Origin of the sequence: Mycobacterium lentiflavum (assembly GCF_022374895.2) — a bacterium.
Lineage (GTDB): Bacteria > Actinomycetota > Actinomycetes > Mycobacteriales > Mycobacteriaceae > Mycobacterium > Mycobacterium lentiflavum.
On record NZ_CP092423.2, the window covers coordinates 1,914,732 to 1,926,676 of the forward strand.

At 67.3% G+C, this 11,945-nt stretch carries 11 protein-coding genes; 7 read left to right on the forward strand and 4 right to left on the reverse strand.

What is annotated here, in order from left to right; genetic code table 11:
- Positions 1-2: 2 nt before the first annotated feature.
- The 4 genes from MJO58_RS09145 to MJO58_RS09160 all read right to left on the reverse strand — a co-directional run bounded on the left by MJO58_RS09145 (position 3) and on the right by MJO58_RS09160 (position 3,653).
- Positions 3-257: a DUF2631 domain-containing protein gene (locus tag MJO58_RS09145; protein WP_090608684.1), complete on the reverse strand. Its 255-nt coding sequence runs from the start codon at positions 255-257 to the stop codon at positions 3-5.
- Positions 258-414: 157 nt separating this feature from the next.
- The gene (locus MJO58_RS09150; protein WP_090601193.1) at positions 415-996 is read right to left on the reverse strand and encodes a fasciclin domain-containing protein; all 582 of its coding nucleotides are present in this window, start codon (positions 994-996) and stop codon (positions 415-417) included.
- A gap of 104 nt (positions 997-1,100) precedes the next feature.
- The gene (locus MJO58_RS09155) at positions 1,101-2,840 is read right to left on the reverse strand and encodes a cytochrome c biogenesis protein DipZ (protein ID WP_239722650.1); all 1,740 of its coding nucleotides are present in this window, start codon (positions 2,838-2,840) and stop codon (positions 1,101-1,103) included.
- Between the two features lie 141 nt (positions 2,841-2,981).
- A complete protein-coding gene (locus MJO58_RS09160; protein ID WP_090601195.1) occupies positions 2,982-3,653 on the reverse strand; it encodes a fasciclin domain-containing protein in 672 nt (223 codons plus the stop codon).
- A gap of 181 nt (positions 3,654-3,834) precedes the next feature.
- Between MJO58_RS09160 and dxr the strand changes: the two genes are divergently transcribed.
- The 7 genes from dxr to map all read left to right on the forward strand — a co-directional run bounded on the left by dxr (position 3,835) and on the right by map (position 11,936).
- The gene (dxr, locus tag MJO58_RS09165; RefSeq protein ID WP_239722651.1) at positions 3,835-5,049 is read left to right on the forward strand and encodes a 1-deoxy-D-xylulose-5-phosphate reductoisomerase; all 1,215 of its coding nucleotides are present in this window, start codon (positions 3,835-3,837) and stop codon (positions 5,047-5,049) included.
- A 6-nt stretch (positions 5,050-5,055) separates the two neighbouring features.
- Entirely contained in the window at positions 5,056-6,270 is a 1,215-nt protein-coding gene (locus MJO58_RS09170) for a M50 family metallopeptidase (RefSeq protein WP_239722652.1), read from the forward strand.
- Complete coding sequence (ispG, locus tag MJO58_RS09175) at positions 6,267-7,436, forward strand: flavodoxin-dependent (E)-4-hydroxy-3-methylbut-2-enyl-diphosphate synthase (RefSeq protein ID WP_090601198.1); 1,170 nt, start codon at positions 6,267-6,269, stop codon at positions 7,434-7,436. Before MJO58_RS09170 ends, ispG begins: the two co-directional genes overlap by 4 nt.
- Positions 7,437-7,491: 55 nt before the next feature.
- Complete coding sequence (locus MJO58_RS09180) at positions 7,492-8,346, forward strand: GNAT family N-acetyltransferase (protein ID WP_090601199.1); 855 nt, start codon at positions 7,492-7,494, stop codon at positions 8,344-8,346.
- 130 nt (positions 8,347-8,476) lie between these two features.
- The gene (locus tag MJO58_RS09185; protein WP_090601200.1) at positions 8,477-10,306 is read left to right on the forward strand and encodes a penicillin-binding transpeptidase domain-containing protein; all 1,830 of its coding nucleotides are present in this window, start codon (positions 8,477-8,479) and stop codon (positions 10,304-10,306) included.
- 42 nt (positions 10,307-10,348) lie between these two features.
- On the forward strand, positions 10,349-10,933 hold the full coding sequence (locus tag MJO58_RS09190; protein WP_239722653.1) for a DUF1707 SHOCT-like domain-containing protein: 585 nt from the start codon (positions 10,349-10,351) through the stop codon (positions 10,931-10,933).
- Between the two features lie 145 nt (positions 10,934-11,078).
- Positions 11,079-11,936, forward strand: a complete 858-nt coding sequence (map, locus tag MJO58_RS09195) for a type I methionyl aminopeptidase (protein WP_090608686.1) — start codon at positions 11,079-11,081, stop codon at positions 11,934-11,936.
- The last annotated feature ends 9 nt before the right edge of the window (positions 11,937-11,945 follow it).

Consider the following 11,945-nt stretch of genomic DNA (forward strand, 5'->3'; position numbering starts at 1 on the left):
CGCTAGCGAATCCAGCCGCGCCGGCGGCCCCACATGTCGCGGATCAGGATGAAGAGCGCCAGGAGCGCGAAACCGATCAGGAAGTTGTCCTCGACGTGGCCGACGTGGTTGCCGCGCAGCATGGCCAGCAGGAACAGCACGCCAAAGATGCCGACGACGTGCCAGGTGCGGGTGTTGATCTTGCTCCAGCCCCACGCGGCGGATGGCACCTCGGCCGGGTCGACGCCGTTGTAGTGCTCCACCTCGGTACTGGCCACGGCGATTCCCTTCGGATCTGATCGGCTTTTCTCGATCACGATTCTGGCACACGCAGCGCGCTAGTACCCGGCGCAGGCACGGGTTGGCGGTCGGCCCCGCAGATCGGGCCCGGCCGCCAACCTCGGCTGCCATGTGGCGCTAGCCGGCCTGCGCTACCTACGAGGGCGGCATCAAGACCGTGTCGATCATGTACACCGTCGCGTTCGCTGTGGTCACCCCACCACAGACCACGTTCGCGTTGTTGACCTTGATGCCGTTGCCCTGACCCGTCACCGTCACGTTCGCGCCCTGCAGCGTCGGGTGGGTGCCGTCGACCTTGGCCGGGCTCAACTGACCCTGAAGAACGTGGTAGGTGAGGATGCTCTTCAGCAGGGGCGCGTTCGTCTTCAACTGGCCGATCGTGGATTCGGGCAGCTTGCTGAATGCGGCATCGGTCGGCGCGAACACCGTGTACTGACCGTTGTTGAGGGTGTCGACCAGATTCACCTGCGGATTGAGCTGACCCGAAAGCGCCGAGGTCAGCGTGGTCAGCTGGGGATTGTTCGAGGCCGCAACCGCCACTGGGACCCCCGACATCCCTTCCACCGAAGCGGGACCGCTGGGGTTGGCCGCCGCGTAGTCCGCGCAGCCCGGACCCACCAAGTCGGCCGCAGCGGCGCTCGGCGAGACGGCGACCCCGAGGCCCACGATGCTGGCCGCCGCGAAACTGGTCGTCACAATTTTGCCCGGTAATTTCATGTGCAATCACTCCACTGGTAGGTCGGGAAGTCCAACCCGGCTGGCTGAACCCCGATACCAGTTCTTCGGAGCCAATTCGCTTTCGGATTGACCCCGACGGCGAATCAACCGTAGGTGAAGGAAAACACCTGCAACCCCTTGCTCGGCCGGACCTCCAGCAATCCCGGTGCCACCCGATCGCCGGCGACGACCTGATGGGAGGTCGGTGGTCCGCTGATCGGCACAGTCGTCGACTTGCCGTCCCGCAGCACGGTCAGCGTCCCGGTTCCGCCGGCGACGATGTACACGTTTTTGGCACGGTAGCTGAGTTTGACGGCCGAGTTGTCGCCGCCGGCCGTCGCGCCTTGATAGTCCAGCGACCACGGCCCCGTCAGCGCGAAACTGTCGGCCTTCAGGGCCGGCGGATACCGAAACGTCGCGGCCCCTTCGTCGTATGTGCCGCCGCCGGCGTAATTCACCACTTTGCCGACGGACAAATACGTCTCCGGTGTGAGGCCGGATGGTGGGGTGATGTCGGCCGTGTCGACGGGTGGGGGGAGTCTGACGTCCGGCTTCGCATCGGTGAGCAGCTGCCTGATCAGTTGTTCGGTGACGTCGTAATCGCCTTCCCCGAACTTGATGTGGCGGACCGTGCCGCTGCGGTCGACGAGATATTCGGCGGGCCAATACCGGTTGCGATAGTTCGTCCAGGTGCTGTACCCGTTGTCCAGCGCGATCGGGTAGGTGATGCCCAGGTCCGCCGCGCCTCGGACGACGTTCTCCGGGACTTTTTCGAACGCGTACTCCGGGGTATGCACGCCAATCACTTCCAGGCCACTGCCGTGGTAGTCGCGGTACCAGCCGGCGACATGCGGGATTGCACGTTGGCAATTGATGCAGGAGTACGCCCAGAAATCAATCAGCACGACCTTGCCGCGCAACGAATCCAGGGTGATCGGCCTGCCCTCGGGCGTGTTCAACCAAGCGGCGATGCCTTTGAGATCTGGTGCGTGGCCGCAGCTTTCGAGCTTGGTCCCGCCGTTGCTGCAGTCGGACAGCCGCGCATTCTGGTCGTTGACGATGCCGCCGAGGTTCAGCTTCTCCCTGATCTCCTCGGCGCCGCCGACCTTGCGCTGCAGTGTGGCCGTGTAGTCGGGAATGGCCCGCTGCAACTGCGCCGGCAGATCGAAGACCAGCGCCACCGCGAGCAGGATCGTCACGATCCCCGCGGCAATTCGAATCTCGCGCTGACGGCGCCGAAAAGCCTTGACACGCTCTGCCACTCGTTGCCCGGCCAGCGCGAAGAACAGTAGCGGCAGTGCAGCACCGATCGCGAATGCGGCGGTCAGCGCGACCAGTCCCGCGCTGATGGTTGCGGTGGCTCCGGCGACGACGATCGCGGCCAGGACGGGCCCTGCGCACGGGACATACAGCACGCCCAGCGCCAGTCCGAGCCCAAAACCGTTGCTGCGGTGGAGGATCCGCTTCTGGGGAATGCGAGAGAACGGCCGCTCCAGCAGCTGCTCAAACTGGGGGAAGATGAGGCCGATGCCGATCGCCACCAACGCCACCAGCGCGATCCAGCGGATGGCGTCCTGCGGTAGACGCAGCAACGACAGCAGCGCCGAGCCGAGCAGGGTGACCACGCTGAAGCTGATCACCAGGCCGCCGATCACCCGGTATGGGCGCAGGGTCTCGGACAGTCGCCGTTCGGTTTCAACCGCGACCGCACCATCGTGCGGTGCGGGCGACGTGCTGCCGGCGGGGGTGGCGGAGAAAAATATCACCGGCAATACCGGCAGGATGCACGGCGATATTCCGGTGATCAGGCCTCCGAGGAAGCCGACCAGAATGAGGGTAAGCATGCTCGGTATTCGTCACCGAGGTCGCGGCGGATTGACGCGGATTGACAAGGGCTGCAGTTGATTTCGCTCGAACAGCATTACCATTTGACGCGACATGGCGGCTCGCCGAGGCGGGCCGCCATGTCGTGCGTGCATAACTCCTTACGAGGTCGGCGGCATCAGCACCGAGTCGATCATGTAGACGGTCGCGTTCGCGGTGTGCACCCCTCCGCACACCACACTCGCGTCGTTGACCTTGATGTCATTTCCCTGGCCGGTCACCGTGGCATTGGCGCCCTGCAGTGTGGCGTGGGCGCCGTCGACCTTGGCCGGACTCAGCTGGCCTGGTACGACGTGGTAGGTCAGGATGCTTTTGAGCAGCGCAGCGTCTGTCTTGAGCTTGTCGACAGTGGCAGCCGGAAGCTTGTCGAATGCAGCGTTGGTCGGCGCAAACACGGTGTATTGCCCATTGTTAAGGGTGTCGACCAGATTGACGTTCGGGTTCAACTTGCCCGACAGCGCCGACGTCAGCGTCGTCAGCATCGGGTTGTTGGATGCCGCCGTCGCGACCGGGTCCTGTGCCATTCCGGCGACTGACCCCGGACCGGTGGGATTTTGCGCGGCGTAGGCCGAACAGCCGGACCCGACCAGGTCGGCGGCCGGGTCCGCTGTTGCGGTCGTCGTGGCCGACGTGGCCATGCTGGTCGCCGGTGCGGCACTGGTGCTGGTAGTGCCCTGGGCTGCGGGCTTGTTGCTCGAACACCCGGAGAAGCCCACGATCGCGACCGCTGCGAGGCCTGCCGCCGCCAGTGCCCTGACCCGGTCATTCATCATTGAATTTCCCTCCTTTGCTCAACACGGCGATATCGCCGTCCTCCCGTTAACGCCAGTGATTCGGAGCGATGCCGATGACGGATGGCTGCGAAACTGGTTTGCTTTCCTCGCAGTCCGAAGCCATCCGAAAAGTTGGCAACGCAGCGCCCCGGTAGCCGGGCCGAAACGGCACAATGAGTAGGTGACCCGCCCGACCACGACTGACGCGCAGGCAGACGGCCGGATCCGGGTGCTCGTGTTGGGCAGCACCGGCTCCATCGGCACCCAGGCGCTGGAGGTCATCGCCGCCAACCCGGACCGCTTCGAGGTGGTCGGACTGGCGGCGGGCGGGTCGAACCCGGACACCCTGGCGCGCCAGCGCGCCGAGACCGGGGTGACCAATATCGCCGTCGCCGACGAGCAAGCCGCCGCGGCGCTCGGTGACGTCCGGTTCAGCGGCCCCGACGCGGTCACCCGGCTGGTCGAGGAAACCGAGGCCGACGTCGTGCTCAATGCCCTGGTCGGGGCGTTGGGCCTGCGCCCGACGCTGGCGGCGCTGCACTCGGGCGCTCGGCTGGCGCTGGCCAATAAGGAATCGCTGATCGCCGGCGGTCCGCTGGTCTTGAGGGCTGCGCGACCAGGTCAGATCGTCCCGGTGGATTCCGAGCACTCCGCGCTGGCCCAGTGCCTGCGCGGCGGCGAGCCCGACGAGGTCGCCAAGCTAGTGCTGACCGCCTCGGGCGGCCCGTTTCGCGGCTGGGCCGCCACCGACCTGGAGGCCGTCACCCCGGAGCAGGCCGGTGCCCATCCGACCTGGTCAATGGGCCCGATGAACACGCTGAACTCGGCGTCGCTGGTGAACAAGGGACTCGAGCTCATCGAAACCCACCTGCTGTTCGGCGTTGCGTACGACCGCATCGAGGTCGTCGTGCACCCCCAGTCGATTGTTCATTCAATGGTCACATTTATCGACGGCTCGACTATCGCCCAGGCCAGCCCGCCGGACATGAAGCTGCCCATCTCCCTGGCGCTGGGCTGGCCCCGGCGGGTGGCCGGTGCGGCCGCGGCCTGCGACTTCACCACCGCGTCTACCTGGGAATTCGAGCCGTTGGACAACGACGTTTTCCCGGCCGTCGAGCTGGCCCGCCACGCCGGCGAGACCGGCGGCTGCATGACCGCGGTCTATAACGCCGCCAACGAGGAGGCCGCGGCGGCGTTCCTGGACGGCCGCATCAGCTTTCCGACCATCGTCAGAACAATCGCCGACGTGCTGAGCGCCGCCGACCAGTGGGCCGTTTCACCGGCTAACGTGGATGAGGTACTAGACGCGCAGCGCTGGGCACGGGAGCGAGCGCAGCGCGCGGTCACAACTGCAAGCCCCGCCAAAGTCTCGGGAATGGTCTTAGAAAGGTCCTAGCGGCTGATGATGTTCGCAATCGGCATTGTGCTGTTCGCGCTGGCCATCCTGGTCTCGGTGGCCCTGCACGAATGCGGCCACATGTGGGTCGCGCGTGCCACCGGGATGAAGGTGCGCCGCTATTTCGTCGGCTTCGGCCCGACGCTGTGGTCGACTCGGCGCGGCGAGACCGAGTACGGCGTCAAGGCCGTTCCGTTGGGCGGCTTCTGCGACATCGCCGGCATGACCCCGGTCGAGGACCTGGCGCCCGACGAGGCCGACCGGGCCATGTACAAGCAGAAGACGTGGAAGCGGGTCGCGGTGCTGTTCGCCGGCCCGGCCATGAACTTCATCATCTGTGTGGTGCTGATCTATGTGATCGCACTGATCTGGGGGCTGCCCAACCTGCACCCGCCCACCCAGGCAATTGTCGGCGAAACCGCTTGCATCGCACCAGAAGTCGCGCCGGGCAAGCTCGGTGAGTGCACTGGTCCCGGACCGGCCGCGCTGGCCGGCATCCGTCCCGGCGACGTCGTGGTCAAGGTCGGCGACACCAAGGTGTCCACCTTCGACGACATGGCCGCCGCGATCCGCAAGCTGCACGGCACCGTCCCGGTCGTCGTCGAACGTAACGGCACCCCGATCACCGCCTACGTCGACATCGCGCAGACCCAGCGATACGTCGGCAACGGTCAGGACGGCAAGCCCGCCGCCGCAACGGTCGGCGCCATGGGCGTCGGCGGCGTCAAACAGGCGCCCACCCACTACGGCGTGCTCGGCGCCATCCCCGCGACGTTCGCCTTCACCGGCGACCTGACGGCCGAGGTGGGCAAGGCGCTGGTCGCGATCCCCGGCAAGGTCGGCGCGCTGGTGCACGCGATCGGCGGCGGGCAGCGCGACCCGCAGACGCCGATGAGCGTCGTCGGGGCCAGCATCATCGGCGGCGACACCGTCGACCACGGGCTGTGGGTGGCGTTCTGGTTCTTCCTGGCCCAGCTGAACCTGATCCTGGGCGCGATCAACCTGTTGCCGCTGCTGCCGTTCGACGGCGGCCACATCGCCGTCGCGATGTTCGAAAAGATCCGCAACCTGGTCCGGTCCGCCCGCGGCATGGTCGCCGCGGCCCCGGTCAACTACCTCAAGCTGATGCCGGCGACCTATGTGGTGCTGGTGTTCGTGGTGGGCTACATGCTGCTGACCGTGACCGCCGATCTGGTCAACCCGATCAGGCTCTTCCAATGACCGGCATTGGCCTGGGTATGCCGGAAGCGCCGGCGCCCACGCTTGCGCCCCGGCGTAAAACGCGCCAATTGATGGTCCGCGACGTCGGGGTCGGCAGCGATTCCCCGATTTCGGTGCAGTCGATGTGCACCACCAAAACGCACGACGTCAACACGACGCTGCAGCAGATCGCCGAGCTGACCGCCGCGGGTTGCGACATCGTCCGGGTGGCGTGCCCGCGTCAGGAAGATGCCGACGCGCTGGCCGAGATCGCCCGGCACAGCCAGATCCCGGTGATCGCCGACATCCACTTCCAGCCGAAGTACATCTTCGCCGCGATCGACGCCGGATGTGCTGCGGTGCGGGTCAATCCGGGCAACATCAAGGAGTTCGACGGCCGGGTCGGTGAGGTCGCCAAGGCGGCCGCCGCGGCCGGCATCCCGATCCGCATCGGCGTCAACGCCGGCTCGCTGGACAAGCGGTTCATGCAGAAGTACGGCAAGGCCACACCGGAGGCGCTGGTCGAGTCGGCGCTGTGGGAGGCCTCGCTGTTCGAGGAGCATGGCTTCGGTGACATCAAGATCAGCGTCAAGCACAACGACCCCGTCGTAATGGTCGCCGCCTACGAACAGCTGGCCGCGGCGTGCGACTATCCGCTGCACCTCGGTGTGACCGAGGCCGGGCCGGCGTTCCAGGGCACCATCAAGTCGGCGGTGGCCTTCGGCGCCCTGCTGTCCCGCGGCATCGGCGACACCATCCGGGTGTCCCTGTCGGCGCCGCCGGTCGAGGAAGTCAAGGTCGGCATTCAGATTCTGGAATCGCTGAACCTGCGCCCCCGCGGGCTGGAGATCGTTTCGTGCCCGTCGTGCGGTCGCGCGCAGGTCGACGTCTACACCCTGGCCAACGCGGTGTCCGCCGGCCTGGACGGGCTCGACGTGCCGCTGCGGGTCGCCGTGATGGGCTGCGTCGTCAACGGTCCGGGGGAGGCCCGCGAGGCCGATCTCGGCGTTGCCTCCGGAAACGGCAAGGGCCAGATATTCGTTCGCGGCGAGGTGATCAAGACCGTTCCCGAAGCTCAGATCGTCGAGACGCTGATCGAAGAGGCGATGCGGTTGGCTTCGGACATGGCTGGTGATAACGGTCCTGGCACAACAGCCAGCGGGACGCCGGTTGTCACCGTAAGCTGATAAGACCAGTTCGCTCTTGCTGGCCCTTCAGTTCGCACCACAGAGAGTTCGCCAGATGTCGGCTCCGCCCCTGTTTCGCCTCGTTGGCGACCGACGGGTGTCGGTGGTGCGTGACGCCGCCGCGGTGTGGCGGGTACTCGACGAGGACCCGATCGGGTCCTGCATGGTCGCCTCCCGCGTCGCCGATCACGGCATCGACCCCGGCGCGATCGGCGGGGAGCTGTGGACCCGCCGCGGCGCGGACGAGTCGCTGTGCTTCGCCGGTGCCAACCTGATCCCGCTGCGCGGGCTGCCGGCCGACCTGAATGCGTTCGCCGACGAGGCGATGAGCGGGACGCGGCGCTGCTCCTCGCTGGTCGGGCGGGCCAGCCTGGTCCTGCCGATGTGGGAGCGGCTCGAGACGGCCTGGGGCCCGGCGCGTGACGTGCGCGAACGCCAACCGCTGATGGCGCTGGCCAAACATCCGATGTGTGACCTCGACCCCGAGGTGCGTCAGGTGCGGCCGGAGGAGCTGGACGCCTACCTGGTGGCCGCGGTCGACATGTTCATCGGTGAGGTCGGCATCGACCCGCGCCTGGGCGACGGCGGCCGCGGCTACCGCCGCCGGGTGGCTAGCCTGATCGCCGCCGGGCGCGCCTGGGCCCGCTTCGAGCACGGTCAGGTCGTTTTCAAGGCCGAGGTCGGATCGCAATCGCCCGCGGTCGGGCAGATCCAGGGCGTCTGGGTGCATCCGGAGTGGCGCGGCCTGGGGCTCGGTGCGCGGGGTACCGCGATGCTGGCCGCCGTGATCGTCGGCAGCGGGCGCATCGCCAGCCTGTACGTGAACGACTTCAACGAGGTGGCGCGCGCTGCCTACGCCCGGGTGGGCTTCGCCGAGGTCGGCACCTTCGCCACGGTCCTGCTCGACTAGCCGGGCTTTCAGGTTCGAGGTACCCGGAAATCGCGGGAGCACGCCCACCGGAGGCCGTTGCCCGACATAACGGCGAGGTCTCGGTGTGTCGGCGGCTGTGCACCCGCCTGTGTTCTTAACATCAGTAACGATGGCCACAAAAACCTCACCAGTATCAGTCGTGTCGGCGGCTACGGCACTGCTGCTCGTCGCGGCTGTGGCGCTGTCTGGATGCACGCCGCGGCCCGATGGTCCGGGCCCCGCCGCGGAGAAGTTCTTCCGCGCGTTGGCCATTGGCGACACCGCAACGGCCGCCCAACTCAGCGACAACCCGAACGAGGCTCGCGAGGCGCTCAACGCCGCCTGGGCCGGGCTGCAGGCCACCCATTTGGACGCGCAGATCCTCGGCTCGAAGTACGCCGAGGACACCGGCACGGTCAACTACCGGTTCAGCTGGCATCTGCCGAAGAACCGGGTGTGGAGCTATGACGGCCAGCTGAAGATGGCCCGCGACGAGGGCCACTGGGAGGTCCGGTGGGCGCCCAACGGGTTGCACCCGAAGCTGGGGGAGCACCAGACGTTCGCGTTGCGCGCCGACGCGCCGCGGCGCGCCTCGGTGAACGAACTCGGCGGCAGCGACGTGCTGGCGCCGGGCTACCGTTATCACTACACGCTGGACGCCACCAAGGCCGGCCCGCCGCAGTCGTTGAGCTTCACCACCCACTCGATCGTCGACGTGCTGCGGCCGTTCAACGACACGCTGACCGACCCGCAGCTGCTCGCCGAGCGGGCCAGCTCGACGCCCAACCAGGTGGACCTGGGCGTCACGCTGCTTCCCGCCGACAACGACAAGGTGTTTCCGGTGATCGGCCGGCTGCCCGGGATCGTGGTCACCCCGCAGGCCGACATGCTGGCGACCGACCCGCATTTCGCCCCCGCCGTCGTGGGCGAGGTCAAGAAGGCCGTGATCGACCAACTCGACGGTCAGGCTGGCTGGCGGGTGGTCAGCGTCAACCAGAACAACGTCGACGTCGCGGTGCTGCATGAGGTCGAAGGGGCGCCGGCCCCGTCGGTGTCGATCACCTTGGACCGGATCGTGCAGAACGCCGCCCAGCGCGCGGTGGACAACAAGGGCGGCAAGGCGATGATCGTCGCGATCAAGCCGTCGACGGGGGAGATCCTGGCGATCGCGCAGAACGGCGCGGCCGACGCCGACGGCCTGCCCGCCACCAACGGCCTGTTTCCGCCGGGGTCGACGTTCAAGATGGTCACCGCCGGCGCCGCCGTCGACCGCGACATGGCCACACCCAACTCGATGGTCGGCTGCCCGGGCCATCTGGACATCGGCCACCGCACCATCCCCAACTACGGCGGATTCGACCTCGGCGTGGTGTCGATGTCTCGCGCGTTCGCCAGTTCCTGCAACACCACGTTCGCCGAATTGAGCAGCAGGATGCCGCCGCGGGGCCTGACGCAGACGGCCTCCCAATACGGGATCGGGGTCGACTACACGGTGGACGGCATCACTACCGTGACCGGGTCGGTGCCGCCGACGGTCGACCTGGCCGAGCGCACCGAAGACGGCTTCGGCCAGGGCCGGGTGCTGGCCAGCCCGTTCGGCATGGCCCTGGTGGCGGCCACCGTCGCCGCCGGGAAAACCCCGGTGCCGCAGTTGATCGCGGGCCGCCCGACGGCGGTCGAGGGTGACAGCGCTCCGATCAGCCCGAAGATGATCGACGCGCTGCGCCCGATGATGCGGCTCGTGGTGACCAATGGGACCGCCAAGGAGATCAACGGCTGCGGTGAGATCTACGGGAAGACCGGTGAGGCCGAGTTCCCGGGCGGCTCGCACTCCTGGTTCGCCGGGTACCGCGGCGATCTGGCCTTCGCGGCGCTGATCGTCGGGGGTGGCAGCTCGGAATGGGCGGTCCGGATGACGAAATTCATGTTCGAGTCGCTGCCGCCGGGCTATCTGACCTGAAGCTTTTCGGTCCGGGGACCCGTTACGGCGTAAATTGCGAGCATGACGGATAGTGGCGGGGACATGGTGACGCTGCGCGTCTCCGATGCGGACCGCAACGGCACCATGCGGCGGCTGCACAACGCGGTTGCGCTCGGGCTGATCGATATCGACGAGTTCGAGCAGCGCTCGACGCGGGTGTCCTACGCGCGCACCCAGGGCGAACTGGACGGCCTGGTCGGTGACCTGCCCGGGCCGGGCGCGATCGTCACCTCGGCGGCGGATCGGATCGAGCTGCGTGGCTGGGCCGGCTCGCTGCGGCGGCACGGCGAATGGACGGTGCCCACCCGATTGGCGCTGGTACGGCGGCTGGGTTCGGTCAAACTCGAGCTGACCAAGGCCCGGTTCGCCGGCCCGGTGGTGGTCGTCGAGCTCGACGTGCGGTTCGGCTCGGTCGACATCTGGCTGCCGGATGGCGCCAGCGCCTCGATCGACGACGTCGAGGTCTACGTCGGCAGTGCTCGCGACCGCCGCAAGGACGCCCCCGGCGAGGGCAGGCCGCACGTGGTGCTGGCCGGGCGAGTGGTGTGCGGCTCGGTGACCATCCACGGACCGCGCCGCGCGCTGCTGCGTCGCCGCAAGGCCTGACACGCGTCGCGTGTGCGTCAGCGGTTTCGCGTGTGCGTCGACGTCGGGAAAACGGGCGAGATGCCGTCCTGCGGACACACTCGACGCCCCTGATGCACCGGCGATGGCCGACACGCAGCCGAAAGGCGCGATTAAGCTAGCGAGCATGCCTGTTCGCACCGCGCTTTCACCCGGCGTGTTGTCCCCGACTCTGCCGGTGCCCAACCGCATCCCGCGCCCCGAGTATGCATGGAAGCCCACCGCCAAGGAGGGCACCGAGCCGTGGGTGCAGACGCCCGAGGTGATCGAGAAGATGCGCGTCGCGGGCCGGATTGCGGCCGGTGCGCTGCAAGAGGCGGGCAAGGCGGTCGCGCCCGGCGTGACCACCGACGAGCTGGACCGCATCGCGCACGAGTACATGGTGGACAACGGCGCCTACCCGTCGACCCTGGGCTACAAGGGCTACCCGAAGTCCTGTTGCACGTCGCTCAACGAGGTGATCTGCCACGGCATCCCGGACTCGACGGTGGTCGAAGACGGCGACATCGTCAACATCGACGTCACCGCCTACATCGACGGCGTGCACGGTGACACCAACGCGACGTTTCTGGCCGGGGATGTGTCCGAGGAACACCGGCTGCTCGTCGAGCGCACGCGTGAGGCGACGATGCGCGCGATCAACGCCGTCAAACCCGGACGCGCGCTTTCGGTCGTCGGCCGCGTCATCGAGGCATACGCAAATCGGTTCGGGTACAACGTAGTTCGCGACTTCACCGGCCACGGCATCGGCACCACGTTTCACAACGGGCTGGTCGTGCTGCACTACGACCAGCCGTCGGTCACCACCGAGATCCAACCGGGAATGACGTTCACGATCGAACCGATGATCAATCTCGGCTCGCTGGACTACGAGATCTGGGACGACGGCTGGACCGTGGTCACCAAGGACCGCAAGTGGACCGCACAGTTCGAGCACACCCTGCTGGTCACCGACACCGGCGCCGAAATCCTCACTTCGGTATAGCAAGCCGTG

Excerpts from the sequence above, each read along its gene's own strand:
- MJO58_RS09190 (WP_239722653.1), top strand. The coding sequence starts at position 10,349 with ATGACGGATAGTGGCGGGGACATGGTGACGCTGCGCGTCTCCGATGCG.
- MJO58_RS09160 (WP_090601195.1), bottom strand. The coding sequence starts at position 3,653 with ATGATGAATGACCGGGTCAGGGCACTGGCGGCGGCAGGCCTCGCAGCG.
- MJO58_RS09150 (WP_090601193.1), bottom strand. The coding sequence starts at position 996 with ATGAAATTACCGGGCAAAATTGTGACGACCAGTTTCGCGGCGGCCAGC.
- MJO58_RS09155 (WP_239722650.1), bottom strand. The coding sequence starts at position 2,840 with ATGCTTACCCTCATTCTGGTCGGCTTCCTCGGAGGCCTGATCACCGGA.
- MJO58_RS09170 (WP_239722652.1), top strand. The coding sequence starts at position 5,056 with ATGATGTTCGCAATCGGCATTGTGCTGTTCGCGCTGGCCATCCTGGTC.
- MJO58_RS09180 (WP_090601199.1), top strand. The coding sequence starts at position 7,492 with ATGTCGGCTCCGCCCCTGTTTCGCCTCGTTGGCGACCGACGGGTGTCG.
- MJO58_RS09185 (WP_090601200.1), top strand. The coding sequence starts at position 8,477 with ATGGCCACAAAAACCTCACCAGTATCAGTCGTGTCGGCGGCTACGGCA.
- map (WP_090608686.1), top strand. The coding sequence starts at position 11,079 with ATGCCTGTTCGCACCGCGCTTTCACCCGGCGTGTTGTCCCCGACTCTG.
- ispG (WP_090601198.1), top strand. The coding sequence starts at position 6,267 with ATGACCGGCATTGGCCTGGGTATGCCGGAAGCGCCGGCGCCCACGCTT.